Source organism: Microbacterium sp. Root322 (assembly GCF_001425645.1).
Classification (GTDB): Bacteria; Actinomycetota; Actinomycetes; order Actinomycetales; family Microbacteriaceae; genus Microbacterium; species Microbacterium maritypicum.
The window spans coordinates 646,677-671,071 of record NZ_LMCS01000001.1; the positions used below are offsets into that span (position 1 = coordinate 646,677).

Annotated in this window: 27 protein-coding genes, 1 tRNA gene and 1 pseudogene; 11 read left to right on the forward strand and 18 right to left on the reverse strand. The window is 68.3% G+C overall.

The genetic code is table 11. The features are described from left to right. Positions 1 to 3: 3 nt before the first annotated feature. Positions 4 to 144 (reverse strand): annotated as a pseudogene (locus tag ASC55_RS17235) (zinc finger domain-containing protein); the annotation flags it as partial. A gap of 141 nt (positions 145 to 285) precedes the next feature. Here ASC55_RS17235 and ASC55_RS03105 point away from each other — a divergent pair. Next, entirely contained in the window at positions 286 to 672 is a 387-nt protein-coding gene (locus ASC55_RS03105) for a hypothetical protein (protein ID WP_055872619.1), read from the forward strand. Between the two features lie 14 nt (positions 673 to 686). On the opposite strand, the gene mutM is transcribed toward ASC55_RS03105, so the two are convergent. From mutM to ASC55_RS03135, 6 genes are all read right to left on the reverse strand, one after another. Continuing rightward, positions 687 to 1,550 carry a bifunctional DNA-formamidopyrimidine glycosylase/DNA-(apurinic or apyrimidinic site) lyase gene (mutM, locus tag ASC55_RS03110; RefSeq protein ID WP_055868565.1) on the reverse strand — a complete coding sequence of 288 codons (864 nt, stop codon included), beginning with the start codon at positions 1,548 to 1,550 and terminating at the stop codon, positions 687 to 689. After that, the gene (gene rnc / locus ASC55_RS03115) at positions 1,543 to 2,214 is read right to left on the reverse strand and encodes a ribonuclease III (RefSeq protein WP_017830753.1); all 672 of its coding nucleotides are present in this window, start codon (positions 2,212 to 2,214) and stop codon (positions 1,543 to 1,545) included. Before rnc ends, mutM begins: the two co-directional genes overlap by 8 nt. A gap of 31 nt (positions 2,215 to 2,245) precedes the next feature. Beyond that, positions 2,246 to 2,455 (reverse strand): 50S ribosomal protein L32, encoded by a 210-nt coding sequence (rpmF, locus tag ASC55_RS03120; RefSeq protein WP_017830754.1) that lies wholly within the window; start codon positions 2,453 to 2,455, stop codon positions 2,246 to 2,248. Between the two features lie 2 nt (positions 2,456 to 2,457). After that, positions 2,458 to 3,006 carry a YceD family protein gene (locus ASC55_RS03125; RefSeq protein WP_017830755.1) on the reverse strand — a complete coding sequence of 183 codons (549 nt, stop codon included), beginning with the start codon at positions 3,004 to 3,006 and terminating at the stop codon, positions 2,458 to 2,460. 71 nt (positions 3,007 to 3,077) lie between these two features. Continuing rightward, on the reverse strand, positions 3,078 to 3,575 hold the full coding sequence (gene coaD, locus ASC55_RS03130) for a pantetheine-phosphate adenylyltransferase (protein WP_017830756.1): 498 nt from the start codon (positions 3,573 to 3,575) through the stop codon (positions 3,078 to 3,080). Positions 3,576 to 3,605: 30 nt separating this feature from the next. After that, complete coding sequence (locus tag ASC55_RS03135) at positions 3,606 to 5,780, reverse strand: ATP-dependent DNA helicase RecG (RefSeq protein WP_055872621.1); 2,175 nt, start codon at positions 5,778 to 5,780, stop codon at positions 3,606 to 3,608. A gap of 61 nt (positions 5,781 to 5,841) precedes the next feature. Between ASC55_RS03135 and rsmD the strand changes: the two genes are divergently transcribed. Beyond that, the gene (gene rsmD / locus ASC55_RS03140) at positions 5,842 to 6,459 is read left to right on the forward strand and encodes a 16S rRNA (guanine(966)-N(2))-methyltransferase RsmD (RefSeq protein ID WP_082524210.1); all 618 of its coding nucleotides are present in this window, start codon (positions 5,842 to 5,844) and stop codon (positions 6,457 to 6,459) included. Here rsmD and thiL read toward each other — a convergent pair. After that, positions 6,429 to 7,424, reverse strand: coding sequence for a thiamine-phosphate kinase (thiL, locus tag ASC55_RS03145; protein ID WP_055872623.1), 996 nt, complete (start codon positions 7,422 to 7,424; stop codon positions 6,429 to 6,431). The genes rsmD and thiL overlap by 31 nt on opposite strands. A 23-nt stretch (positions 7,425 to 7,447) precedes the next feature. On the opposite strand from thiL, the gene ASC55_RS03150 reads away from it, so the two are divergent. Next, on the forward strand, positions 7,448 to 7,930 hold the full coding sequence (locus tag ASC55_RS03150; protein ID WP_055868572.1) for a DUF3515 domain-containing protein: 483 nt from the start codon (positions 7,448 to 7,450) through the stop codon (positions 7,928 to 7,930). Positions 7,931 to 7,951: 21 nt separating this feature from the next. Here the strand turns inward: ASC55_RS03150 and ASC55_RS03155 are convergent, their stop codons facing one another. From ASC55_RS03155 to leuC, 6 genes are all read right to left on the reverse strand, one after another. Then, the gene (locus ASC55_RS03155) at positions 7,952 to 9,034 is read right to left on the reverse strand and encodes a D-alanine--D-alanine ligase family protein (RefSeq protein ID WP_055868574.1); all 1,083 of its coding nucleotides are present in this window, start codon (positions 9,032 to 9,034) and stop codon (positions 7,952 to 7,954) included. Further along, complete coding sequence (locus tag ASC55_RS03160) at positions 8,940 to 10,073, reverse strand: NAD(P)H-dependent glycerol-3-phosphate dehydrogenase (protein WP_031206191.1); 1,134 nt, start codon at positions 10,071 to 10,073, stop codon at positions 8,940 to 8,942. The genes ASC55_RS03155 and ASC55_RS03160 overlap by 95 nt, the downstream gene beginning before the upstream one ends. Continuing rightward, positions 10,063 to 10,827, reverse strand: a complete 765-nt coding sequence (locus tag ASC55_RS03165; RefSeq protein ID WP_055868575.1) for a lysophospholipid acyltransferase family protein — start codon at positions 10,825 to 10,827, stop codon at positions 10,063 to 10,065. The genes ASC55_RS03160 and ASC55_RS03165 overlap by 11 nt, the downstream gene beginning before the upstream one ends. Then, complete coding sequence (gene murA, locus ASC55_RS03170; protein ID WP_017830764.1) at positions 10,824 to 12,191, reverse strand: UDP-N-acetylglucosamine 1-carboxyvinyltransferase; 1,368 nt, start codon at positions 12,189 to 12,191, stop codon at positions 10,824 to 10,826. Before murA ends, ASC55_RS03165 begins: the two co-directional genes overlap by 4 nt. 65 nt (positions 12,192 to 12,256) lie before the next feature. Continuing rightward, the gene (gene leuD / locus ASC55_RS03175) at positions 12,257 to 12,853 is read right to left on the reverse strand and encodes a 3-isopropylmalate dehydratase small subunit (RefSeq protein ID WP_055872625.1); all 597 of its coding nucleotides are present in this window, start codon (positions 12,851 to 12,853) and stop codon (positions 12,257 to 12,259) included. A 3-nt stretch (positions 12,854 to 12,856) separates the two neighbouring features. Continuing rightward, entirely contained in the window at positions 12,857 to 14,302 is a 1,446-nt protein-coding gene (gene leuC, locus ASC55_RS03180; protein WP_055872626.1) for a 3-isopropylmalate dehydratase large subunit, read from the reverse strand. Between the two features lie 190 nt (positions 14,303 to 14,492). On the opposite strand from leuC, the gene ASC55_RS03185 reads away from it, so the two are divergent. Then, positions 14,493 to 15,788, forward strand: coding sequence for an O-acetylhomoserine aminocarboxypropyltransferase/cysteine synthase family protein (locus tag ASC55_RS03185; protein WP_055872628.1), 1,296 nt, complete (start codon positions 14,493 to 14,495; stop codon positions 15,786 to 15,788). Beyond that, complete coding sequence (locus tag ASC55_RS03190) at positions 15,785 to 17,098, forward strand: LLM class flavin-dependent oxidoreductase (protein WP_055872630.1); 1,314 nt, start codon at positions 15,785 to 15,787, stop codon at positions 17,096 to 17,098. The genes ASC55_RS03185 and ASC55_RS03190 overlap by 4 nt, the downstream gene beginning before the upstream one ends. A 19-nt stretch (positions 17,099 to 17,117) precedes the next feature. Here ASC55_RS03190 and ASC55_RS03195 read toward each other — a convergent pair whose 3' ends face one another. Next, on the reverse strand, positions 17,118 to 17,615 hold the full coding sequence (locus ASC55_RS03195; protein ID WP_055872631.1) for a DUF427 domain-containing protein: 498 nt from the start codon (positions 17,613 to 17,615) through the stop codon (positions 17,118 to 17,120). Positions 17,616 to 17,651: 36 nt separating this feature from the next. Here ASC55_RS03195 and ASC55_RS03200 point away from each other — a divergent pair, with 36 nt between their 5' ends. Further along, positions 17,652 to 18,248: an LON peptidase substrate-binding domain-containing protein gene (locus ASC55_RS03200; RefSeq protein WP_055868587.1), complete on the forward strand. Its 597-nt coding sequence runs from the start codon at positions 17,652 to 17,654 to the stop codon at positions 18,246 to 18,248. On the opposite strand, the gene ASC55_RS03205 is transcribed toward ASC55_RS03200, so the two are convergent. Both ASC55_RS03205 and ASC55_RS03210 read right to left on the reverse strand, forming a co-directional pair. Beyond that, positions 18,211 to 18,561 (reverse strand): DUF2834 domain-containing protein, encoded by a 351-nt coding sequence (locus ASC55_RS03205; protein ID WP_055872632.1) that lies wholly within the window; start codon positions 18,559 to 18,561, stop codon positions 18,211 to 18,213. The genes ASC55_RS03200 and ASC55_RS03205 overlap by 38 nt on opposite strands. Before the next feature lie 12 nt (positions 18,562 to 18,573). Then, positions 18,574 to 19,578, reverse strand: a complete 1,005-nt coding sequence (locus tag ASC55_RS03210) for a TerC/Alx family metal homeostasis membrane protein (RefSeq protein WP_017830772.1) — start codon at positions 19,576 to 19,578, stop codon at positions 18,574 to 18,576. Between the two features lie 287 nt (positions 19,579 to 19,865). Between ASC55_RS03210 and ASC55_RS03215 the strand changes: the two genes are divergently transcribed. The 4 genes from ASC55_RS03215 (at position 19,866) to ASC55_RS03230 (ending at position 23,468) form a co-directional block, all read left to right on the forward strand. Next, entirely contained in the window at positions 19,866 to 20,426 is a 561-nt protein-coding gene (locus tag ASC55_RS03215; protein WP_055872634.1) for an RNA polymerase sigma factor, read from the forward strand. Next, on the forward strand, positions 20,423 to 21,562 hold the full coding sequence (locus tag ASC55_RS03220) for a DUF4349 domain-containing protein (RefSeq protein WP_055872636.1): 1,140 nt from the start codon (positions 20,423 to 20,425) through the stop codon (positions 21,560 to 21,562). Before ASC55_RS03215 ends, ASC55_RS03220 begins: the two co-directional genes overlap by 4 nt. 116 nt (positions 21,563 to 21,678) lie before the next feature. Next, on the forward strand, positions 21,679 to 22,227 hold the full coding sequence (locus tag ASC55_RS03225) for a helix-turn-helix domain-containing protein (RefSeq protein WP_055872638.1): 549 nt from the start codon (positions 21,679 to 21,681) through the stop codon (positions 22,225 to 22,227). Beyond that, entirely contained in the window at positions 22,227 to 23,468 is a 1,242-nt protein-coding gene (locus ASC55_RS03230) for an MFS transporter (protein WP_055868598.1), read from the forward strand. Before ASC55_RS03225 ends, ASC55_RS03230 begins: the two co-directional genes overlap by 1 nt. Positions 23,469 to 23,519: 51 nt before the next feature. Here the strand turns inward: ASC55_RS03230 and ASC55_RS03235 are convergent. Continuing rightward, positions 23,520 to 23,592: transfer RNA gene (locus ASC55_RS03235), tRNA-Glu, on the reverse strand. 162 nt (positions 23,593 to 23,754) lie between these two features. Between ASC55_RS03235 and ASC55_RS03240 the strand changes: the two genes are divergently transcribed. Continuing rightward, on the forward strand, positions 23,755 to 24,393 hold the full coding sequence (locus ASC55_RS03240; RefSeq protein WP_055872641.1) for an MBL fold metallo-hydrolase: 639 nt from the start codon (positions 23,755 to 23,757) through the stop codon (positions 24,391 to 24,393). Positions 24,394 to 24,395 lie beyond the last annotated feature (2 nt).

Below are 24,395 nucleotides of genomic sequence, written 5' to 3' on the forward strand. Positions count from 1 at the left end.
GCTCTACGTGCGCAGCCGCTGGCACCGCGGGCAGAAGTGCGAACCCCGGTTCATGAAGCTCTCGCGCACGATCGAGGTGCCGCATCGAGAGCACGGCTTGCCCTGCTGCCCGTAGGCGTTGAGCGAGTGCGCGAAGTAGCCCGACTGGCACAGTTAGTCACGTTGACCTGGCGAGCTTGTCCTCATGGGTCCGAGCCACCGGAGAAGCGCGAACATCGCAGGGCCCCTTACACGGAGGATGTTGATCCTCAAACCAGGCGAGGCGACGACCTCTAGACTGAGCCGATGGCCGACCTCCAGTTCGAAGCTTTGGGGCCCACGTTCTACCGTTGCACGATAGAAATCGCTGACAGCACATATTCATCCGGCGTCATCTTCGACTGCCCGCTTGACGACGAGAAAACGAAGAGAGCGCTGCAGGCTGTAGGCGCAGCCTTTGCGTTCGTGCAGCAGAAAGAGCCGTCGCTACTGCATGCCGAAGTCGCGGCCGAACTGCCCTGCGAGGCAGACCGGAACATGTTCGCCAGGTGTGAGCTCAGCTCGCTCAGCGCCGTTTGGGATTCAGAGGCAAATGCTCCCAGCGTTTCCCTCGCCTATGGTTTCGACGACGGAGTGTATGCGGTCGCAACGATGAAAGACAGCACAATCGCATCGGTACTGCTCAACGGCTGAGCCTCAGTACCTCCTCACGGCCGTCGCTGGCACCGCGGACAGAAGTGCGACCCGCGATTCATAAAACTCTCGCGGACGATCGGCGCTCCGCAGCGCGGGCACGGCTCGCCTTGACGTCCGTACGCATTGAGCGAATGCGCGAAGTAGCCGGCCTGACCGTTGACGTTGACGTACTGCGCATCGAAGCTGGTCCCGCCCTCGGCGAGGGCCTTCGCGAGCACGAGGCGCACCTCGGCGAGCAGCCGGCGAACGGCCTGTGTCGACAGGCTGGCGGCGGGCGTCTCCGGGTGGATGCGCGCAGCCCACAGCGACTCGTCGGCGTAGATGTTGCCGATCCCGCTCACGACCCCCTGGTCGAGCAGCACGCGCTTGATCGCGCTCCCCCGTCGGGCCAGAGCCGCGCGGAAAGCTGGATCATCGAAACGAGGATCCAGCGGGTCACGGGCGATATGCGCGACCTGGGTGGGGATCCGCGATCCTGCGTCGTCGATCAGTGCGTCCACCGCCAGCGAGCCGAAGGTCCGCTGGTCGGCGAACACGATCGCGAGTTCGCCGTGGGTTGGATGCTCGATGCCGATGCGCACGCGCTCATGGCGTTCGGCGCCCGCATCGGGAGCACGAAGCAGCATCTGGCCGCTCATCCCGAGGTGCGCGATCAGCGCGGAGTCGCCGTCGTCGAGCGGGAGCCAGAGGAACTTGCCCCGGCGGGACGCTGCGGTGAAGGTGCGTCCTTCGAGCCGACCGACGAAATCAGCGGCACCCGCGACGTGCCGCGTGAGCGCGCGTTCATCGAACACGCTCACCGCGGTGATCAGGGATCCGACGGCAGCCGGGGCGAGGCCCGCACGGACGACCTCGACCTCAGGAAGCTCAGGCACGCTCGCTGAGGGTGCGCCAGGCACTGAGGGCCGCAGCCATCTCGGCCGTCTTCTTGCTGCTGCCCGCGCCGGTCATGCTCACATCGCCCACGATGACGGTGGCGACGAACCGCCGGTCGTGATCGGGCCCGCTCGCTTCCACCGAGTAGCGGGGAGGCGTCGCACCGACACGGGCGGCCAGCTCCTGCAGACTGGTCTTCGGATCCATCGCGGCGCCGTAGCGTTCCGGGTCGGCCAGCAGCGGCTTCGTCAGACGCAGCACGAGCTCCGTCGCGGCTTCGGGCCCGGCCGAGAGGTAGGTGGCCCCGATGACGGCTTCCATCGTGTCGGCGAGGATCGAGTCCTTGTCGCGACCGCCCGTCTGCTCCTCACCGCGTCCGAGCAGAAGATGACTGCCGAGATCGATCCCGCGGGCGACTTCGGCGAGGGCGACGGTCGACACGACGCTCGCGCGTCGCTTGGCCAGCTCGCCCTCATCGAGATCAGGGTGCGTGGTGAACAGCATGACGGTGACGGCCTGACCGAGCACCGAGTCCCCGAGGAACTCGAGACGCTCGTTGTGCGGGATGGCGCCGTGCTCGTACGCGTACGAGCGATGGGTGAGGGCCAACTCCAGAAGCTCCGCGTCGATATCGACGCGGAGCTTATCTGGGAGAGGCCTCATCCCCCCGGGGACCTCCGTCACCGTACGCGATTCAGACGTCGGCGACCTTGCGGCCCTTGTACTCCAGGAAGAGCTCCGTGCCCTGCGAGTCGGTGACGACCTTCGCCTGGTGGGGACGGCTGTAGACGACCTGGCCGTTCTCGATCGTCTTGACGAGCGCTACGGGCGCCGCCTTCCACTGCGCGCGGCGCGAGCGGGTGTTCGAACGGGATACCTTGCGCTTCGGGGGGTTACCAGCCATGACTAGCTCTCTTCTTTCTCGGCGGCACGAGATTCTTCCGTGCCGTCTTGGTCTGTGATGTTCTGGAGCGCACTCCACCGAGGATCGATGGGAGCGGCCTGCTCCGTTCCGGTGCTCACGGTCAGTCGTTCACCCGTTTTCGGGTCGAGACCCGGGCAATCCGGCTGACACACCGGCTGAAAAGGAAGTGCCAGTACGGCCGCATCCCTGACGAGAGTTTCAAGATCCACGTGGTCGTCTTGAACCTCGAAGTCAGTTTCTTCCTCACCAGGATACGCGAAAAGCTCCTGGAACTCGACTTCGACGGGCCGAGTGATGTCGATCAGGCATCTTCCGCACACGCCGGCGTATTCCGCATCAGCGGTTCCCGACACGAGGATGCCCTCGTGGACGGACTCCAACCGCACATCGAGATCGAGTTCGGACCCGGCCTCGTACGACACGATCCCCTCACCCCACGCCTCGGAGAGAGCGACGGTGAACTCGTGTTCGCGCATCTCTCCCGGTCGCCGGACGATGTCGCGGGCAGGGAGCACAAAAGGGCCGTTCATTCGAGAGCGCACGCTTCCATGCTACCGGCCAGGGCTCACGGTCGCTCTGACCGCGCGTTCAGGGAAGGGAGTCAGAGCCCGCGGGACCCGGTGTCCAGGAACGCCGCGACCGCCGAGGGGACGAAGGGCGTCACATCGCCGCCGAGAGATGCGACCTGGCGCACGAGGGAGCTGGAGACCATGGCGTGCGAGGGGTCGGGCAGGAGGAACACGGTCTCGATGCCGGCGAGGTGTCGGTTCACGATCGCCATCGGAGACTCGTACGCGACGTCGATCTGGGAGCGGATGCCCTTCACCAGTACACCGGCGTTCACATCGCGGGCGTAATCGACCAGGAGACCCATGCTCCACGAACCGATGACGATGTTGCCCTGCATGCCGTCGTCGGCGATCGACTTCTCCAGCAGGGAGAGCCGCTGCGCGATCGGCAGCATCGCCTCCTTGCCCGGGTTGTGCACGACCAGCACGTGCAGCTCGTCATAGAGAGCGGCCGCGCGCCTGATCACATCGAGGTGACCCAGCGTAGGCGGATCGAAGGAACCCGGGACGACGGCGATCCGGCTGCTCATGGTTCCAGCCTAGGGCACGTCGGTTCCGGGTCAGTTCTTCGCCAGCGCCGCGCGATCCTCATCGCTCACACGCCGTGCGATCGCCTCGCGAAGGCCCGGGTGATCGGCCAGGTCGGGGTCGGCGGAGAGGATGCCCTCGGCCAGCTCACGCGCCCGGGCGATGAGACCGGCGTCCTTGACGACGCGGAGGAGCTTGAGGGAAGAGCGGACGCCCGCCTGCGCCGCCCCGAGCACATCACCCTCACCGCGCAGCTCCAGATCGACCTCGGCGAGGGCGAAACCGTCGAGAGTCGCGGCGACAGCATCGACGCGGTCCCGCGCGAGCGACCCCGCCTCGGCCTCGGTCACGAGGAGGCAGAGCCCGGGGACGCCGCCTCGACCGACTCGCCCGCGCAACTGGTGCAGCTGCGAGACGCCGAACCGGTCGGCATCGAGGACGATCATCGTCGACGCATTGGGCACGTCGACGCCGACCTCGATCACCGTGGTGGCGAGGAGGAGGTCGATGTCGCCGCGGGCGAAGGACTGCATCACGGCGTCTTTCTCATCCGACGGCATACGACCGTGCAGCACGGCGCGCCGCAGCCCGCCGAGCGTCGGGTGGGTCGCGAGAGCCTCGTCGAGCTGGACGACGCCCCAGCGGGGCCCGGAGGCGCCCTCGGGCGCGAGCGCGGGCTGCTCCCCCGCTTCGGCCGTCTTCTTGGTCGTGTCGATCGCCGCGCACACCGCGAAGACCTGCCGCCCCTGGGCGATCTCCTCCGCGGCCCGCTCCCAGACGCGATTGAACCACCCGGGGTGCTCCGCGAGCGGAGCCACGAACGACTCGATGCCGGCGCGGCCCGCCGGCATGGTGCGGATGACAGAGGTGTCGAGGTCGCCGAAGACCGTCATCGCGACCGTGCGCGGGATCGGCGTCGCCGTCAGCACGAGGGCGTGAGGACTCGAGCCCTTCGCCCGCAGAGCCTCGCGCTGCTCGACACCGAAGCGGTGCTGCTCGTCGACCACGACCAGTCCCAGGTCGGCGAACGTCGTCTTCTCCCCCAGCAGGGCATGGGTCCCGACCACGATCAGCGCCTGCCCGGACGCGACCCGCAGGGCGGCCTTGCGGCGCTCGGCCGCGGGCATCTGACCAGTCAGCAGCGTCGGCATCAGCAACGGCGCGAGATCGGGACCGAGCATCTTGGCGATCGAGCGCAGATGCTGACCGGCCAAGACCTCTGTGGGGGCGATCAGTGCGGCCTGGCCGCCGCTCTCGGCCACCTGCAGCATCGCCCGGAGGGCGACCAGGGTCTTACCGGATCCGACTTCACCCTGAACGAGACGGTTCATCGGCCAGGCACCGACGAGGTCAGCGGCGACCTGCCGTCCCACCGTCTCCTGATCGGGAGTGAGCGTGTACGGGAGGCTCGCGTCGAAGCGTTCGAGCAGTCCGCCCGCGCTCGCAGGCCGCGACGTGGCGGAGAGCGCACGAATCGCGTCGCGCTGCTGGAGGAGCGCCGTCTGCAGGGTGAGCGCCTCATGCATGCGCAGGGTGCGCACGGCCGGGTCGATGTCGTTCCGGGTGCGGGGGCGGTGCACCAGTTCGAGAGCCTCGCGAGCGGTGAGCAGCTCTTCGCGTTCTCGGATCTCCGCGGTCAACGGGTCGGGGGCTTCCGCGAGGTCGTCGAGCACGCGACCGATGAGCCTGGCGATCTGCCAGGTCTGGATCGTCGAGGTCGCGGGATAGATCGGGATCGGCACGGCTGCGCGCGCGTCGGCACTGCGTCGAGCGGAATCCTCATCGTCGAACAGCTCGTACTCCGGGTGCGCGAACTGCGTCACCCCGTTGAACTCCCCGACCTTGCCGGAGAACACACCGCGTCGTCCGACGGCGAGGTCTTTCGACCGCCACTCGGCTGCACCGGCGTTCTTGGCGAAGAAGGTCAGCGACATGCGTCCGATCCCGTCGCCGATCACGACATCGACCATGGCACCGGGGCGGTTGCGCATGCGACGGAAGCTCGAGGAGAGCACCTCGGCGACGATGGTCACCGTCTCTCCGAGGGGCAGGTCGCGGATCGGCGTGAGCTCGCCCGGGTCGGCGTAGCGGCGCGGATAGTGCGCGAGCAGGTCTCCGACGCTCTGCATGCCGAAGGCACGACCGAGCGTCTTGGCAGACGCCGCACCGAGCGCATCCTCCAGCGAGGAATCGAGCGTGAGCGACATGCTCCGAGTCTAGGGAACACGACGGACACAGCCGGCACGCAGGCTGTCGTATCGTGAACGGGTGACGAGGATCATCGCAGGCAGCGCCCGAGGCGCCCGACTCGAGGTGCCGGGCTCGGGCACACGCCCCACGAGTGATCGGGTGCGCGAGTCGCTGTTCGGCGCGCTGGAATCCCTGAGCGCGATCGAGGGCGCGAGAGTGCTCGACCTCTACGCCGGATCAGGCGCCCTCGGGCTCGAGGCGCTCAGCCGCGGAGCGGCGAGTGCCGAGTTCGTGGAACACGCACGCCAGGCCGCGGCCATCGTCCGACGCAACGCCGCCGTCGTCGCCAAGGCGGGCGGCCTGCCGCCCGGTCGCGTCCACGAGAGCACCGCGCACGCGTTCCTGCAGCGCGCGACGGGACCTTTCGACCTCGTCTTCACCGATCCGCCCTACGATCTCGACGACACCGCCATGACCGCGGATCTCGTCGCGCTCGCTCCGCTGCTGTCGGCGGACGCCGTGGTGGTCGTCGAGCGGGCCAGCCGTTCCACGCCGCCCGACTTCGGAGCAGCGAATCTGGAGCAGTTCCGCGAGAAGAGCTACGGCGACACCACAGTGTGGTGGGCTGAACCCGCCCCGGAGGCGAAGGACTCCGAGCGGCTCGATCAGCCGGCGACCGAGTCCCAGTCCCGGTAGGGGTCCCACCCGGAGAGGTCGACAGGAAGGTCGTCGCAGAGCAGGTCTTCTTCTCCGCGAGCCCGAACCGAACCGATGACGCGGAATCCCGGCGGCAGCGTTCCCTCGGGGAACGTCGCGAGCAGCGCATGGTCCTCTCCCCCCGCCAGCGCGCGTTCCGGGTCGTCTCCGAGAAGAGAGCGGTCGAGGGCGATCGTGACGCCCGAAGCCGCGGCCATCCGTCGTGCGTCGAGAGCGAGTCCGTCGGAGACGTCCATCATCGCCGTGGCGCCCGCCGTGGCCGCGACCGCACCGAGGCCGATCGGCGGTGCGGGTCGAAGCTGTGCCGCCAGCGCCGCGCTCTCGCCCGAAGCGAGCTTCGCCGGATCCACCGGCACGGGGACATCTCCGTCTCGGAACCGCCCGAACAGCACCGCGAGACCGCGAGCGGCGTGCCCGAGCTCCCCGGCCACCGCGACGACATCACCAGCTCGCGCACCGCTCCGCGTCACCGCGACACGCCCCTCCAGGTCGCCGAGCGCGGTCACGGCGACCGTCAGCACGTCGGACACCGTCAGATCGCCGCCGACCACAGCGCATCCGGGCGCGAGAGATGCACAGGCGTCGCGGAAGCCGTCGGCGAGGCGCTCGACGAACGACAGACGCAGCTCCCGCGGGACGGCCAGAGCGACGAGCAGCGCGGTCGGGCGGGCACCCATCGCCGCCACATCGGCGAGGTTCACCGCCGCAGCCTTCCAGCCGAGGTCGTACCCACTCGACCATGCGAGACGGAAGTCGGGACCGTGCACGAGCGTGTCTGTCGTCGCCACCACCGAGCCGGAGGGCGTGGCGATGACGGCCGCATCATCGCCCGGACCGATCAGCGTGTGCGAGGCCGCGGGGGTCCGGGTCAGGATCGCCTGGAGAATACGCCCCTCGGACACATCTCCCAGGCGCGGATCGTCGGTATCGGGTCGGGAGGGCATGCTGTCAAAGGTAGCCTGGAAGCATGCCCCGTTCCCGTCGCCTCGCTGTCCTCGCAGGCGCGGTGTCCCTGGCCGCGATGCTCGCCGGCTGCTCGACCACCGTGCACCTCGAACCCGCCGCCGATGCGAACAACCCCGCATGCGCGAACGTCTCCGTGCTGCTGCCGGAGACCGTCGGCGGATTCGATCGGGTCTGGACCGACGCGCAGGCGACAGGTGCCTGGGGCGACCCCACCGTCGTGCTGCGCTGCGGTGTCGAGCCCCCCGCACCGTCTGCACTCGTGTGCACCACCCTCGGCGGCGTCGACTGGTTGGTCCTCGAGCAGGAAGAGGAGCGTCAGAGGCTGGTCACGTTCGGACGCGACCCCGCGGTCGAGGTGACCATCCGCCGCGGCGAGCAGATCGACTTCCAGGCGATCGTCGACAAGATCTCCGCGAGCATCCAGTCCGGGCTCCAGCCCGCGACCGGACAGTGCACGGACCGCGTCGAGTTCCCCGCGAGCTGATCGCCGCGGGGAACCGCGCGCTCAGCGGCGCAGACCGGCTTCGACGAGCTCGGTGATCAGATCGCCGTAGCTCAGGCCCGAGGCGACCCAGCACTTGGGGAACATCGAGATCGGGGTGAAGCCCGGCATCGTGTTGAGCTCGTTCACCACGAGCTCGCCCGACGGCGTCAGGAACATGTCGACGCGGGCCAGCCCACGACCGTCGACGGCCTCGAACGCGCGGATACCCGCCTGCTGGATGGCCGCCAGCTCCGCGTCGGTCACCTCGGCCGGGCACACGACATCCACGCCGTCGCCGCCGAGGTACTTGCCCTCGAAGTCGTAGAAGCCCCGCGAGGTCAGCACGATCTCGCCGGGAAGAGATGCCCGGACCCCGTCGGCGCTCTCGAGCACCGCGACCTCGATCTCGCGACCGCTCACGCCGGTCTCGATCAGCACCTTGTCGTCTTCGGCGAAGGCCACGGCCAGGGCCGCGTCCAGTTCGTCGGCGGCTTCGACCTTGGACACCCCGACGCTCGAGCCCGCACGTGCGGGCTTCACGAACACCGGCAGGCCCAGCTCCGCGGCCCGCGCACGCACGACTGCGGCATCGCGATCCCAGTCCGTGCGGCGCACCGTCACCCAGGGAGCGACCGAGATGCCAGAGGCCTCGAGCGCGATCTTCATGAAGTGCTTGTCCATGCAGAGTGCGGAGTCGAGGACCCCACCGCCCGCGTAAGGGACCTCCAGCGTGTCGAAGAAGCCCTGGATGGTGCCGTCCTCGCCGTGCGGTCCATGCAGGATCGGCAGCACCACGTCGATCTCTCCCAGCCCCTCGACGGTGCCGTCCGTCTGCACGACGCGCAGCGTGCGGTCACCGCCCGGCTCCGGCCAGAGCACGCGCGTGCCGTTGTCGACCACTTCGGGGAGGTGCGCTGCGTCGAGCGGGAACTTCGCGGGATCGTCGTCTTCGAGGACGAACGCGCCTTCACGGGTGATCCCGACCGGGATCACGGCGTAGCGGTCGCGGTCAATCGCGCCCAGCACGCCCCCCGCCGTTGCGGAACTGATCGAATGCTCGCTGGAGCGCCCGCCGAAGAGCACCACCACCGTCTGCTTGTCCATGGTTGGTCCTCTCACCCTGCGGGGTGTCGTCGTCCGTCGTCAGGTGCGGTGCGATGTCCCGCGGATTCATCTTGCCGTCGAGCACCATCTTCACCTGCTCGACGATGGGCATGTCGATCTCGGCCTCGCGCGCCAGCTGCAGGACGGGGGCGACGGAGGCCAATCCCTCGGCCGTCTGCTGCATCTGCTTCACGACGTCCTGGAAGCTGTAGCCCTGACCGAGCAGTCGCCCTGCGGTGTTGTTCCGGCTCAGCGGCGACTGACAGGTGGCGATCAGGTCGCCGAGTCCGGCAAGCCCCTGGAGCGTCTCGGGGTGCGCCCCGTTCGCCACCGCGAAGTCGGTCATCTCGACGAGACCGCGGGTGATGATAGACGCCTTGGTGTTCTCGCCGTAGCCGACGCCATCGACGATGCCGATGGCCACCGCGATCAGGTTCTTCAGGACGCCGCCGAACTCCGTGCCGATCACATCGGTGTTCACGAAGGTGCGGAAGTAGCTGTTCCGAGCCGCGCGCGCGACGATCTCCGCCGTCTCCTGACTGCGCGAGGAGATCACGGCGGCGGTCGGCTGCTCGCGGGCGATCTCGAGAGCGAGGTTCGGTCCCGAGGCCACGGCGACGCGATCGGGGTCGCAGCGCAGCTCCTGCTGGATCACCTGGCTCATGCGCAGTCCGGTTCCGCGCTCGACGCCCTTCATGAGGCTGATGATCTTGGCGTCGCTGTCGGCGAGCAGCGGCCGCAGCGCCTTCAGATTCTCGCGCAGCGACTGGCTCGGCACCGACAGGTAGACCTGGTCCACGCCGTCCAGAGCGGTTGCGAGCTCGTGCGTCGCCGCCATCGTGCGCGGCAGGTTGATGCCGGGCAGATAGCGGGAGTTGCGCTTGGCCTCGTTGATCTCCTGGGCCAGCTCCGGGCGCCGAGCCCACATCGTCACCTGAGCGCCACCGTCGGCGAGGATCTTGCCGAACGTGGTGCCCCAGCTGCCAGATCCTACGACCGCGGCCCGCGGCCCGGCCGCAGCGGTTCTCTTAGGAGTCAAGGCGTCCGGTCTCCTTCTGTCCGTGGCTCGCGGGGTTCCAGCGCTCCGCGGGTGCCTTCTCGTCGCGCAGCTCTTCGAGGAGTGCGGTGATCGCGTTCATCAGACGGTTCGTCGCCTCGGTGAGCGCCGCAGGCTCTCCTGCCCGCTCGCGCAGATCGGAGACGTCGACGGGGTCGCCGATGAGCACTCTGACCGGCTTGCGCAGCGGCCACAGGCTCAGGCCCTTCTGGTAGCGCCCCATGATCGCCTGGGTACCCCACTGCGCCATCGGGATCAGGGGGATGCCGTCGGCGAGGGCCAGACGCACCGCGCCGGACTTGCCGCGCATCGGCCACATATCGGGATCGCGCGTGAGCGTGCCCTCGGGGTAGACGATCACGCCCCGACCGTGCTCGACGAGCTCTTCGGACTGCTTCATCGTCTGCCGTGCGGACGACGCCGACGACGTGCGCGCGACCGGGATCATCCCGGTGCGATGCAGGAACCAGCCGAGCACCGGCACCTTGAACAGGCTCTCCTTGGCCATGAAGCGCGGCGCGCGACCGGACCGCCACACGGCGACGGCGACGATGAGCGGATCGAACTCCGAGTAGTGGTTCGGGGCGAGCACGTACGATCCCTCGCGCGGCAGCTTCTCCGCACCGCTCACGCGGATCTTCGCGATCAGCGAGACGGGAGGGATGATCAGCGCGGCGAGCGGCCAGAAGATGCTCGGCCGCTTCGTCTCCGATGACCGGGACGTCACCGCGGTCACCGGATGACGTCGAAGTCGGCGCCGAGCGCGTCGAGCTTGGCGAGGAACTTCTCGTAGCCGCGGCTGAGGATGTCGACACCGGACACCTTCGACTCGCCGGTGGCCGTCAGCGCCGCGATCACGTGGCTGTAGCCACCGCGCAGGTCGGGAACCACGATGTCGGCGCCGTGCAACGGCGTCGGACCGGTGATGACCGCGGCCTGCTCGAGGTCGCGACGCGGAACACGACGCGGACCGTCCTGGAGGCCTCGGGGGTGCACGACGATGTCGGCGCCCATCTTGACCAGCGCGTCGGTGAAGCCCATGCGGTTCTCGTACACGGTCTCGTGCACCACGGAACGGCCGTGCGCCTGAGTCAGGGCGACGACGAGAGGCTGCTGCCAGTCCGTCATGAAGCCGGGGTGCACGTCGGTCTCGATCACGACGGGCTTGATCTCGCCGTCGCGACGGAACAGGATGCCGTCTTCCTGGATGTCGAACCAGCCGCCGGCCTTGCGGAAGATGTTGAGGAAGGTGAGCATCTCCTGCTGCTTCGCGCCGCCGACGAAGATCTCGCCATCGGTCGCGAGCGCGGCGGAGGCCCAGGACGCGGCCTCGTTGCGGTCGAAGATCGACCGGTGGTCGTAGCCGCGGAGCTTCTCGACGCCCTCGATCACGATGACGCGGTTCGGCTCGTAGGAGATGATCGCGCCCATCTTCTGCAGCACGGCGATCAGGTCCATGATCTCGGGCTCGATGGCGGCGTTGCGCAGCTCCGTGACGCCCTCGGCGCGCACGGCCGTGAGGAGCACCTGCTCGGTGGCACCGACGCTGGGGTACGGGAGGTGGATGTTCGCCCCGTGCAGGCGGCTTCCCCCCGTGGAGAGGCGGATGCCGCTGGGGAGCTTCTCGACGATCGCACCGAACTTGCGCAGAGCGTCCAGGTGGAAGTCGATGGGGCGGTCACCGATGCGGCATCCACCGAGGTCGGGGATGAACGCCTGACCGAGACGGTGCAGCAGCGGGCCGCAGAAGAGGATCGGAATGCGCGAGGCACCGGCGTGAGCGTCGATCTGCTCGAAGTGCGCGGATTCCACGTCGCTCGGGTCGAACACCAGCGAACCGGGCTCATCGCCTTCGGACACACGCACACCGTGCACCTCGAGCAGCGAGCGCACGACGGCGACATCGCTGATCGCCGGTACGTCGCGCAGGGTGCTCACGGTCTCGCCGAGGAGCGAGGCGACCATGGCCTTCGTCGCCAGGTTCTTCGCCCCCTTGACGTCGACCCGACCGCGAAGCGGGCGTCCGCCTCGAATGGCGAGGACGTCTCCGGTGAGTGCAGGGACTCCGTCCGGAAGAGCGTCGCGCACAGGTGTCGTCATTCGGAGCCTCACTTCATTTACGGATTTCGGGGGCGGGTTGCCCCTGGCTCCCCCGCCCCCACCGTCTACTGAACGGGAAGGGTTCGGGGCCGCCACGACTCGCGACGGGCCTCGAACTGCGCGATCTTGTCTTCGTTGCGCAGCGTGAGCCCGATGTCATCGAGCCCTTCGAGGAGCCGCCATCTAGTGTAATCGTCGATCCCGATCTCGGCCTGGACGTCACCGATCGAGGCGGTGCGCGCCTCGAGGTCGACGGTCATCTGGACCCCGGGATTCCGGTCGATCTCGGCCCAGAACCGCTCGAGATCCTCTTCCGAGATCGTCGCGGCGAGCAGCCCCTGCTTGCCCGAATTGCCCCGGAAGATGTCGGCGAAGCGCGGGCTCAGCACGACTTTGAAGCCGAAGTCCCGCAACGCCCACACCGCGTGTTCGCGGCTCGAACCGGTGCCGAAATCGGAGCCGGCCAGGAGCACGGAGGCCCCGTGGAACGCTGTCTGGTTGAGCACGAAATCGGGATCCTGGCGCCATGCATGGAACAGCGCGTCCTCGAATCCGGTCTTGGTGACGCGCTTGAGGAACACCGCAGGGATGATCTGATCGGTGTCGACGTTCGAACGCTTCAGCGGAGCGGCGATACCGGTGTGAGTGGTGAACTTCTCCATGATTCAGAACCCTTCCGTCAGGTCGCTCGGGCTGGACAGGGTGCCGCGGATCGCGGTCGCTGCGGCGACGAGAGGTGAGACGAGATGCGTGCGCCCTCCCTTGCCCTGGCGTCCTTCGAAGTTGCGGTTGGAGGTCGAGGCGCAGCGTTCGCCCGGAGACAGCTGATCCGGGTTCATGCCCAGGCACATCGAGCATCCGGCGAAACGCCATTCCGCCCCGAAGTCCTTGATCACCTTGTCCAGGCCCTCCGCCTCGGCCTCCAGTCGCACCCTTGCCGATCCGGGCACGACCATGACGCGCACGCCGTCGGCCTTCTTCTTGCCCTCGATGATCGACGCGAACGCCCGGAGGTCCTCGATGCGGCTGTTGGTGCACGACCCCATGAAGACCGCGTCCACCGGAACCTCCTTGAGCGGTGTCCCCGGCTTCAGGTCCATGTACTCCAGCGCCCGCTCCGCGGCTGCGCGCTCATTCGGGTCGTCGATCTCGGCGGGGTCGGGCACGGCGGCCGAGAGGGAGCTGCCCTGACCGGGGTTGGTCCCCCACGTCACGAACGGCTCGAGCTGGTCGGCATCGATGAACACCTCGGCGTCGAAGGTCGCGCCCTCATCGGTCGGCAACGTGCGCCAGTAGGCGACGGCGTCTTCCCAGTCCTGCCCCTTCGGCGCGTGCGGGCGACCCTCGAGGTAGGCGAACGTCGTCTCGTCGGGGGCGACCATGCCGGCGCGGGCGCCTGCCTCGATCGACATGTTGCAGATCGTCATGCGGCCCTCCATGGAGAGCGCACGGATGGCGCTGCCGCGGAACTCGAGCACGTAGCCCTGTCCCCCGCCGGTACCGATCTTCGCGATCACCGCGAGGATGATGTCCTTCGCCGTCACACCGGGGCGCAACGTGCCCTCGACGTTGATCGCCATGGTCTTGAACGGCTTCAACGGCAGGGTCTGCGTGGCCATGACGTGCTCGACCTCGCTGGTGCCGATACCGAACGCCATCGCGCCGAACGCGCCGTGGGTCGAGGTGTGCGAATCGCCGCAGACCACGGTGATGCCGGGCATGGTCAGCCCGAGCTGGGGCCCGACCACGTGCACGATGCCCTGCTCCGCATCGCCGAGCGAGTGCAGACGCACCCCGAACTCGGCGGCATTGCGGCGCAACGTCTCGATCTGCGTGCGGCTGGTCAAGTCGGCGATCGGCTTGTCGATGTCCCACGTCGGAGTGTTGTGGTCCTCCGTCGCGATCGTGAGGTCGAGGCGACGAAGCGGCCGCCCTTCGCTGCGGAGGCCATCGAAGGCCTGCGGGCTGGTGACCTCGTGCACGAGGTGCAGGTCGATGTAGATGAGGTCCGGCTCGCCGTTCTCGCCCTTGACGACGAGGTGGTCGTCCCAGACCTTCTCGGCGAGAGTCCTGCGGCGTGCGGAATCGGCACCGTTTGCGGGGGTGGTCATTGCGTGTCTCCTGTGGCTGGCGGTTCGGCCCACGGTGGACTCCGCGACGAGGAGGGGCTCAGAACGAGGTCTCGTCGCGGCGCCTAAGAAGAAGGAGCACGGTCCGCATGACGTCAGATTACCACCGCTGAGACGTGCTCCGACCCGTCATGACACTCTGTTGAGCACCCGAACGACCGAGAGGCACCGCATGACCGTCGACACCGCCCGCTTCGCCACCCGCGCGGTCCACGCGGCGAGAAGCCGGGAGACGGCCAGCTCCCGCGCGACGCCTATCTACCTGACGGCGGGCTTCGAGTTCGACGACTTCGATCACGCTGCCGACCACTTCAGCACCGGCACCGGCTTCGGCTACACCCGCACAGGGAACCCCACGGTGCGCGCCGTGGAACGCCAGCTCGCAGCCCTGGAGTCCGGCGCCGACGCCGTGCTCGTGGCCAGCGGCCAGGCAGCAGTAGCGACGGCCCTTCTGACCGTCGCCGGCGCGGGCGATCACATCGTGTCGTCCACCCACATCTACGAAGGCACCAGGGGCTTGTTCCTGGACAACCTCGCTCGACTCGACATCGAGACCACGTTCGTCGACGACATCGCCGATGCGGATGCCTGGAGGGCAGCGATCCGCCCGAACACCCGCGCGCTGTTCGCCGAGTCGCTCGCCAACGCCCGCAACGATGTGCTCGACGTCCGCGCCATCAGCGACGTCGGCGATGAGTACGCGATCCCACTGATCGTCGACAACACGCTGGCGACGCCGGCACTGCTACGCCCTCTCGAGCACGGCGCGGCGATCGTGGTCCATTCCGCGTCGAAGTTCCTGGCCGGGCACGGCTCCGTGCTCGGCGGCGTCATCATCGATGACGGGCGCTTCGACGCCGCTCTCGCTGGCCACAACGCGCCCCATCTCGTCCTCCCCGGCCGGGGGGATGCACCCAGCACCTTCGCCCGCCACGGGGGCCGCGCCCGCATCGCCTACGCCCGCGAATCCGTCGCCCCGCGATTCGGCGCATCGCCGTCCCCTCTCAACGCCTTCCTGATCGGACAGGGCGTCGAGACGCTCGGCCTGCGGGTCGAGCGACAGTCTCGCAACGCCCTGCAGATCGCCCAGTGGCTGGAACGGCACGAGGAGGTCGAGAGCGTCGACTACGTCGGGCTCCCCTCGCACCCCGACCACGAGGTCGGCAAACGCTACCTCGAGGGCGGGTCCGGATCGATCTTCACCTTCACTCTGCGGGGCGGGCTCCCTGCGGCACGCCGATTCGTCGAGCATGTGCGGGTCTTCACCCACATGACCCACATCGGAGATGTGCGCTCTCTGGTGCTGCACGCCGGGACCACCAGTCATGCCCAGCGCACCGAGGAGGAGCGCGAGGCTCTCGGCGTGCGGCCGGGCACCCTGCGGCTGTCGATCGGCATCGAGGACGTCGACGATCTGATCGCGGATCTGTCCCATGCGCTCCAGAACGTACGGGAGACGGTGGCATGAGCCGCCCTCAGCACTTCGGCTGGTTCCTCGCGCGCGGCTTCGGACCGCAGGGCTGGGGCTATCCGTCCCTCGAATGGGACTACGACTGGACGCGCCCCGAGATCTATCAGGACGCCGCGCGCACCCTGGAGCAGGCCGGCTTCGATCTGGTCATCATCGAGGATGCGCCCTCCCTGGGATCGCCTTCGACGATCGATCTGCGCGTCCGGCACGCGTTCGGCGGCCCGAAGCACGACCCGCTCCTGCTGGCTCCCTATCTGTTCCAGGCGACCAGGCACCTGGGCGTGGTGCCGACGGTGAATCCCGCGGCGTACCTCCCCTACACGGCCGCCCGGCAGTTCGCGACGCTGCAGCACCTCAGCGGCCATCGTCTGGGTCTCAACGTGGTCACCGACACCGGCAGCGCACGGCACTTCTCCGCGGCCCCGCAGCTCGGGCACGACGAGGCCTACGACCGCGCCGAGGAATGGCTCGACGGCATCCGCGCCCTCTGGCGCAGCTGGGACGACGGCGCTCTCCTCGCTGATCGGGAGACGGATGTCTACGCCGACGGCACCCGCCTGCGTGCGGTCGAGCATCGCGGTGAGCACTTCGCCTTCGACGGCCCGCTCAACGCCGTGCCGTTCACCGACGGGGACCCCGCGATCGTCTCACCCGGCGGCTCGGGCCGAGGGCTCGGCTTCGCCGGCGCGAACTCCGACGTCCAACTGGCTCTGGCGCCGCTGAACGAGAAGTCCGTGCGGGACTACCGCGCCAAAGTGCACGACGCGGCGACCGAGAGAGGACGACGTCCGGAGGACATCAAGATCCTCTTCGCCATCCAGCCCGTGATCACCTCGTCGGTGGAGGAGGCCGACCGCATCGTGGCCGCGTCCGCACACCCCGACGATGCCGCGCTCGTGCAGATCGCCCGCAAGCAGTCGAGCGACCTCGAGACCGATCTCACGTCGCTCGACCTCGACCGTCCGCTCGACCTCTCTGTCTTCGGTGCGCACGTCTCCCGGGGCAGCATCCAGCGTCTGATCGGCGACCGGGGCGAGGAGGCGCCGCTGCGCGCACACCTCAGCGCGCTCGCCCGTGCGGGTCGGATCTCGGACCGCACCGGCTTCGTCGGAACGGCCGAGGAGTTCGCCGACCTGATCGAAGAGCTCGGCGAATGGGGCAACGACGGCGTCCTGCTGTGGGGGGACTTCCATCCGGTCACCCTGCACCGCACCCTCGACGAGCTCGTGCCTGTGCTCCGCCGGCGAGGCGTCCTTCGTCGTGAATACGCGGACGGCGGCCTGCAGGCGAACCTGCGCGCGTTCTGAGCGGCGGTCAGGCCGAACGTCACCAGCCCATGGAGCCGGGAACGCCCTTGAAGGGACCGACGACCCAAGACGTGACCCACCCTCCGTAGAACCCACCCGGTTGCGGGACCGCGACCTCGTCCCCGACGGTGCACTCGTCCATCGGCGCCGCGTACACGGCGACCCGGTCGGTCAGCGCCTCGAAGCCGGGAGACGGGTGGGGATAGTTCCAGGCCGCTCCAGGGCGAAGGGTGTCTCCACCGCGCACATCGAAGTAGCGGGCGGTGCCCTTGAACTCGCAGAACGAGGCGCCGGGGGCCTCCACCAGCGCACCGGGGATGAAGTCGGCGATCGGAAGGTAGTACACGGGAGGGTGGCTGGTCTCCAGCACGCGCACGGCATCGCGGGTGTCGGCGATCAGGTCACCGCCGAGGCGGATCGTGATGCGTTCGGCGACCGGTTCGACGCGCGGCGGCCTCGGATAGTCCCAGACGGATTCCTGCCCGGCGGACGGGGTGAGGGGGCGAGGTCTGCGCATCTGTTCACTTTACGTCTCTCGGTGTTGACTGGTGCCATGACCGCCATCCCGATGTTCCCGCTCGGCTCGGTGCACTTCCCGCACACCCCGCTTCCGCTTCGCGTGTTCGAGCCGCGGTACCTCACGATGATCGGGCGGCTCCTGGATGAGGAGGACCCGCGGTTCGGTGTCGTGCTCATCGAACGCGGCCATGAGGTCGGCGGTGGCGATCGGCGCAGTCGCATCGGGACGATGGCGCGGCTGGTCAGCGTCTCCGCGGGTGCCGACGCTCTGCTGGCCGTCGCCGTCGGCACCGATCGCTTCACGGTCGATGAGTGGCTGGATGACGACCCCTATCCCCGCGCCGAGGTCACGCCACTGCCCGAACTCGACTGGAGCGACGAGCTCACCCCGCTGCGCACGCAAGCGGAGGCGATCGTGCGACGGACACTCGCCCGCGCGCCCGAGGCGCAGTGGGATGCCGACACCGAGCTCTCGGACGATCCGATCGCCGCCGCGTGGCAGCTCGCCGCGATCGCTCCCCTCGGCGACTACGACAGATACGCGCTGCTGCAGTCCGCCACGGTGGGGGCGTTGCTTCGTCAGATCATCGACCTCACGCTCGACGCCGAGCTTCTGTGGTCAGACGGGTGAGGTGGCGCTGGCGCATCGCCAGGAAGAGCGGGAAGGTGAAGGCGAACGCCGTCACTCCGGACAGCACGACATAGAGCCAGCCCCTCCGCATCCCGATCCGTCGCGCCTCGACGATGATGAACACGCTCCCCGCGATCGCCACGATCAGGAGATCGACCGTGATCGACGACACCGCCGGACCGCTGCCGACGAGATCGCCGACGAAGTCCACCATCTGCGTGATGGCCAGCACGTTGAACGTCCAGGTGCCGATGAGACCGACCACCGCCAGCACGAGATAGACGACGGCGAGGGGTGTCCAGTGGCGGGTCATGCCGCCATGATCTCACTCCACGGTCGTCGTGGACCTCGCCGCGCGCTTCTCGCGGGACGAGGCGATCAGGCTGGCGACGGTCGCGATGGTCATCGAGGCGAGGATCACGCCGAGGGAGACCATATTGCTGATGTCGGGCACCCACTCGACGTGCTCGCCGCCGTTGATGAACGGCAGCTCGTTGACGTGCAGAGCGTGCAGGATCAGCTTGACGCCGATGAAACCGAGGATGACGGCGATGCCGTAGTGCAGGTAGCGCAGACGGTCGAGCAGGTCGCCGAGCAGGAAGTAGAGCTGGCGCAGCCCCATCAGCGCGAAGATGTTGGCCGAGAAGACGAGGAAGCCGTTGGTGGTGATCTCGAAGATCGCGGGGATCGAGTCGATCGCGAAGATCAGGTCGGTGACACCGATGGTGATGAAGACGATCACCATGGGCGTCCACATGCGCTTGCCGTCGACCGTGGTGCGGATCTTGGAACCGTCGTACGTCTCGCTGATGTCGACGCGGCGACGCAGCAGGCGGACGATGAAGTTCTCGCGCTGCACCTCGCCCTCGTGATCGCCGTCCGGCATGGCCTGACGGATCGCCGTCCAGATGAGGAAGGCGCCGAAGATGTAGAAGATCGGCGAGAAGTTCTCGACGATCGCGACACCGGCGAGGATGAACAGGCCGCGCAGGATGAGCGCGATGATGATGCCGACCATGAGCACCTGCTGCTGCAGCCGCCGCGGCACGGCGAACTGGGCCATGATCAGGACGAAGACGAACAGGTTGTCGATGGAGAGGCTGTATTCCAACGCCCATCCGGTGATGAAGTCACCCGCGTTCTGCCAACCTCCGACATTGCCGAGGAGCACCGCGAACAGCAGCGCGAGCCCGACGTAGAAGACCACCCAGAGAGTGGACTCCTTCGTCGACGGGATGTGCGGCCGCAGCCGGATGAGGAGCAGGTCGCCGATCAGGATGATCGTGAGGACGACCATCGAGGTGATCTCGAACCAGACGGGGATTTCCAAGGGCGCACTGCACCTTTCGCGGAGGGGTCGGGAATGAGTCGAAAGTCTCTCCCCCGCACACAGGTGCGGCGCGCGCCCGGAGCAGCGATGACGGTGCTCGTGATGACGTTACGCGCGGATTCGGGATACTCCCTCTCGCCCGGGCAATGCTACCGGAGCCGTGGCATCAGTGGGAACGGATGTCGTCGGAAACTCCCTGCGGCCCGCACGCAATCCCCTGCACCGGATCTGAGACGATGGGGCATCGATCGACACTCTCCTCGTGAGAGACACCGAACGGAACCAGGATGCCCCTGCAGACAACTGATCAGAGATGGGCGGCGCGGGCCGCGGCCGGCGACGAGAACGCCTTTCGCGAGCTGTACCGCGCACACGTGCGTCCCGTGTACTGGATCGCGCAGGGCATCCTCGCCTCGCCGTCCGACGCCGAGGATGTGACCCAGGAGACGTTCGTCGTCGCCTGGCGGAAGATCCCCGACCTCGAGCTCCAGGGCGAGTCGATCCTGCCGTGGCTGGCCACGATCTGCCGATTCCAGGCAGCCAACCGGCTCCGTCAGCGTCGGCGCGATCAGGCGCACACCGCCGAGGCCGTGGACGAGACCCTGCTGCCGGACACGGTGAGCGTCGAGGAGCAGGTCATCACGGCCGAGCTGGCGGCGCGGATAGCCCGAGAAGTGGGCACGTTGAGCGAACTCGATCGTGAGATCTTCCGTCTGTGCGCGTCTGAGGGCTATGCCTATCAGGCGGCTGCGGAAGAGCTCGGGGTGACCCACGCCGTCGTCAGGAACCGTCTCTCTCGAGTACGCACGCAGTTGCGTGGCGCCGTGACGGAAGTGAGAGACGCATGAACGACAAGACCAGCGGCAGCGACCTGCCCGCCCTCTCGGACGAGGCGATCGCCCGTATCGAAGACGCCGTCTTCGCCGAGATCGCCTCCGAGCGCGCGCCGGCGCGCCCGGCCGAGGCCAAGTCCCGTGCTCGTCGGCGGCGGTGGCTCACCGGCGGCGGCATCGCCGCGGCCTTCGTGGTCGGCGTGCTCGTGACGCCCCCCATCCTCGGCGCCGTAGGCGGGGGAACCTCCGTGACGGCCGAAGGCATCGGCTTCTCCAGCGGCACGGTCGCCGACTCCGCGCCCTCATCGCCCGAGCGGCTCACGGGCGTGGCTCCCGAGTCGCTGTCGGACGGTGGCGCCATGAGCTCCGATGCGAACGCGGGGACGCTCCCCGGTGCCGCTGACGCGGAGAGCGGGCGCGAGATCATCGCCACCGCGCAGGCGACCGTTCAGGTGAAGAGCATCCCCGAGGCGGCGACGGCGATCGCGGCCCTCGCCGAGGAGCACGGCGGCTACGTCGAGAGCACGGAGATCGGGAAGTCGGTCCCGCTCGACGGCCGCACCGATCCCGCCACCGACACCGCCGATTCGGCGTACGGCTGGGTCGGCATCAGGGTGCCGTCGGCGGATCTTCCCGACGTGATCGCCGCTCTCGCCGACACCGGAGAGGTGCTCTCGTCGTCGACGTCGAAGCAGGACGTGACGTCTGCCGCGATCGATCTGCGCGCCCGCGTCGATTCCACGAAGGCATCGGTCGAGCGGCTCACGCAGCTCATGGCGCAATCGGGAAGCGTGTCCGAGCTGATCGAGGCCGAGGTCGCACTGACCGACCGCCAGGCCCAGCTCGAATCCTACGAACAGCAGCTCGCCGCTCTCGACGACCAGGTCGCGATGTCTTCCCTGCAGGTGCAGCTGACGAAGGCGAGCGCACCGACGACCGCTGACCCGGCCGGCTTCGGCGACGGCCTGCTGGCCGGCTGGAACGGTCTCGTGGTGTCGCTGAACGCACTGGTCATCGCCCTCGGCTTCATCCTCCCGTGGCTCGCACTCGCCGGGGTGGTCGTGCTCCTCGTCTGGCTCCTGCGCCGGACGCGTCGCAACCGCCGTGACGCCGCGGGATCCTCAAGCGGGACATCCGTCGAAGAGAACTGACGCCGCCCCGTAGGAGAAGGCTCGCCCGGATGCTTGCGGGCGAGCCTTCTCGTTGATATTCCGAGGTATACAAGAAGTCTTGTGCGTCTGTCACCTCGGGACTAGCGTCTTCCCCCGTGGAAGACATCTCCGTGATCACCGCCGTGCATCACCCGCTGCGCCGCCGCATCTACGACTATCTGCTCCTGTACGGCACCGCACAGGTCACCGCGATCGCGCGCGCACTCGACAGCCAGGTCGGCAGCATCAGCCATCATCTGCGGATGCTGGAGCGCGCAGGCGTCGTCGAACGCGCACCGGATCCCGCCGGTGACAAGCGCACCAGCTGGTGGAAGGTGGCTCGACGCGGGTTGACCTGGTCGACCGACGACTACGCGGACTCCCCCGCCGATGCCCTGCTCGCGCGCGAAGCCCAGCGGCAGGGCATCCGGATGCAGATAGACCGGCTGCAGCGCTGGCACCGCAGTCGCCGAGACCCCGCGTACGCGGGATACGACGGCTCGAACACGGAGACGACCGCCTGGGCATCGGCCGACGAGCTGCGCGACCTCTCCGCGCGGATCCTCGGGACGATCCGCGAGTGGCAGGAGGGCATCGACCTCGACGACGGTCAGGAGCGCGTCCCCGTCTTCGTCTTCGCGCACGCCTTCCCCACGGAGCCGTGATGGCGACGGTCAGCGAGCCCGTCGAGGTGACCGCGCCTCCTGCGTTCCGCCGGGACCACCTCGCGCATGCATGGATCGGTGTGAAGGCGCTCTCCGATGCCGGTGACGCCCTGTGGACGATCGCCCTCGCCTGGACGGCCGTGCAGGTCGCCTCCCCCGCGGTCGCCGGGCTGATCGTCGCCGCAGGAACGGTGCCCCGCGCGGTGATCCTCCTGTTCGGAGGGGTGATCGCCGACCGTGCGGACGCCCGCCGCATCATGCTCGCGTTCAACGTGCTCCGGGTCGGTGTCCTGGTCGCCGTGGCCGTGTGGGTGCTCACGACACCGCCCTCGGTCGCGGTCCTCCTCCTCGCCGCCATCGCGTTCGGGGTATGCGATGCGTTCTACGAACCGTCAGCCGGCACGATCGCCCGCCAGCTGGTCAGAGCCGCCGATCTTCCGGCCTACGGAGCTGCGGCCCAGACGGCGTCACGCCTGGGGACCATGGGAGGTGCAGCGATAGGCGGGTTCGTCGTGGCGCACGCAGGCCTTGCCGCAAGCGCGTCGGTGAACGCCCTGACCTTCACCGTGGTGGTCGCCTTCATCGCGATCTGGCTGCGCCCGCGCTTCCGCCTCGCCCGCGCGGAGAAGGAGTCCGCGCTGCGCGGCATCGCCCGCGGGTTCACCCATCTCTCCGTGAACCCCACGACCCGCACGCTCGTGATCGCACTGTCGGGGTTGAATCTGGCGGTCGGCCCGGCGATCGGGCTCGGACTCGCCCTCCGTGCTCACGACGAGGGGTGGGGCGCTCAGGCGGTCGGGCTATTCGAAGCGCTCCTCGGTGTCGGCGCGGCGCTGGGGGCCGTCTCCGTGGCGAAGTGGCGGCCACGTCACGAGGCGCGCGCCGGGTTCTGGGCGCTGGTCGTGCAAGGGGCAGGCATCGTGGCGCTCGGGTTCGGTCCGGCCTGGACCGTCGCTGCAGCCGCGTTCGTGATCGGTGCGACCGCGGGATACGCCTCGGTGCTGCTCAGCGCCACCTTCTCAGCGACCGTCGACACGGCCTACCTCGGCCGGATGGGCGCGCTCACGCGCCTCGGCGACGACTGTCTGATGCCGCTCGCGATGGCCGGCTTCGGCGCCCTCGCATCGGCAACGACCGTCGGGGTGCCGTTCGCACTCTTCGGGGGCGCGATGATGGCCCTGATGATCCTGCCGTTGAGGAACCGGACGTTCCGCACCCTGTCCTTGAATCCCCGGCACTGAGGGGGGAGAAACAAGAAAGCCTCCGGCGAACCGGAGGCTTTCTCTGTTGTGTGACCCCAGCGGGATTCGAACCCGCGTTACCGCCGTGAGAGGGCAGCGTACTAGGCCGCTATACGATGGGGCCGTCTGGCGGAACGTTTCCGTCCCGCGACAACCGTTCAAGTATGCCACGGCGATTCTCACTGCGCCAAATCGACGCCACCCTCTCCTGAATCCCGGGCGTGGCGCACCGAATCCGACGCCGAATACGTTTGCCGTGGGCGAGCGGAAGGAGTTGACTCTTCCCATGCGCGTCACCAAGTTCGAACATGCCGCCCTCCGTCTCGATGCGAACGAGAAGACCCTTCTGATCGACCCCGGGTCGTTCACGACGCCCCTGAACGACCTCGCCGATCTGGTCGGGATCGTGATCACCCATGAGCACCCGGACCACTGGACGGCCGACCACTTCGACAGACTCCTGCGCGCGGCACCCGGCACGCCGATCTTCGCCCCCGCCGGCGTCGCCCGCGCCGCAGAGGGATACGACATCACCGTCGTCTCTCCCGGCGACACCGTCGACGTCGGCGGATTCACCCTGCGATTCTTCGGGGGTACCCACGAAGTCATCCACTCCTCCCTCCCGACCGTCGAGAACGTGGGCGTGCTCGTGAACGACGAGCTCTACTACCCCGGCGACTCCTACGCGGTCCCCGAGGGCGTCGCGGTCGGCACTCTCGCCGCGCCGCTCGGCGCTCCCTGGCTGAAGATCGGCGAGGCGATGGACTTCGTGCTCGCGGTCGCCCCTCGTCGCTCCTTCGGGACCCATGACATGACGCTGTCGGTGATCGGGAAGAACATGCACAGGCAGCGGCTGCAGTGGGCAACGGAACAGGGCGGCGGCGAGTTCTTCGTGCTGGAGCCCGGCGACTCCCTCGATCTCTGAGC